The organism is Amycolatopsis thailandensis (assembly GCF_002234405.1).
GTDB lineage: Bacteria > Actinomycetota > Actinomycetes > Mycobacteriales > Pseudonocardiaceae > Amycolatopsis > Amycolatopsis thailandensis.
Window position 1 is genome coordinate 1 of record NZ_NMQT01000253.1, and the last position, 1406, is coordinate 1406.

The following is a 1406-nucleotide window of genomic DNA, read 5'->3' on the forward strand; positions in this document are numbered from 1 at the left end:
AACCCTCTGTCTGAGTTCAGGACATCGTGAACAGTTGATGTTTCAGGACATCGTGAACACTGACCGGCCTGTCGGTGTGGTGACCTGGGTGTTTGTGGTGATCATGCGGCGATGGGCAGTACAGGGTTTTCGATGGATCCTGAGTTCGTCGCCGCGGTCGCGAAGGTCGCCGCGGGCGAGAAGATCAACATCTCGGGGTTCTGCCGCGAACGTGGCATCTCCCGGGGCGTGTTCCACAAGTACGTCACGCGGGTCCGCGCGGAGGGTGTGGACGGGTTCGTCCGCCGCAGCACCGCCCCGCGCCACCGCCCGGCCGCGTTCGGGGCCAAGGTGGCCGAGGCGGTGCTGCGGGCCCGCAAGGAACTCGAGGACGAGGGCTGGGACAACGGGCCGATCTCGATCCACTGGCGGCTGGAAGACGCCGGGTTCGAGCCGTTGCCGTCACGGTCGGCGGTCTACCGGATCCTGCGTGATCACGGCCAGATCACCCCGGAGCCACGTAAGAAACCCCGCACGAGACGCCGGTTCGAATACGCCGACCCCAACGGCTGCTGGCAGATCGATGGCATGGAGTACTACCTGGCCGACGGCGTCAAGGTCTGCATCATCCAGATCCTCGACGACCACTCCCGTCTCGACGTCGGCACCTACGCCGCGGCCAGTGAGAACGGCACCGACGCCTGGGCTGCGTTGCAACAGGCGTTCGCCGGCCACGGGGTTCCGGTGAAAGTGCTGTCCGACAACGGTTTGTCCTTCTCCGGGAAGCACCGCGGCCACATGGTCGAACTGGAACGCCACCTCGCCGGACACGGCGTCACCGCGATCGCCTCCTCGGTCTATCACCCGCAAACCTGCGGCAAGAACGAACGCGTCCACCAAACCCTGCAGAAATGGCTCGCCGCCCGGCCCCCGGCCGAGGATCTCGCCGCCCTGCAACACCTTCTCGACGACTACCGAAAGCTCTACAACACCCGGCGACGCCACCAGAGCCTCAACGGCCACACCCCGCAGCAACGCTACGACGCCCGCCCCAAAGCCACCCCCGCCGGCACCGGCCGCCAGCCCGGCGGCGTCACCCAGCGCCCGGTCTCAGCCACCGGCGTCATCGCCTTCTCCGGCTGCTCCATCGTCCTCGGCCGCCGCTGGGCAGGCCACACCGCCACCGTGTTCTGGCAAGGCGACCGCGTCACCATCACGATCGGCGACACAGTCGCCCGCCAACTCACCCTCGACAGATCAGTACGCTACCAACCACTGAACAAACCAAAACTGTTCACGAAGTCCTGAAACACATCTGTTCACGAAGTCCTGAAACATGACAGAGGGTTAGAACCCTCTTTGCCACTCACGACCCCCTAGCAAAGCCACGCAAAGTGCCCAAAACGGGCGTTCTACCTGAGGCAAGT

1 protein-coding gene is annotated in these 1406 nt (G+C 65.0%); it reads left to right on the forward strand.

Going from position 1 to position 1406, the window contains the following annotated elements; all coding sequences use genetic code 11:
- Positions 1 to 132: 132 nt before the first annotated feature.
- A complete protein-coding gene (locus CFP71_RS42050; RefSeq protein ID WP_093939423.1) occupies positions 133 to 1287 on the forward strand; it encodes an integrase core domain-containing protein in 1155 nt (384 codons plus the stop codon).
- The last annotated feature ends 119 nt before the right edge of the window (positions 1288 to 1406 follow it).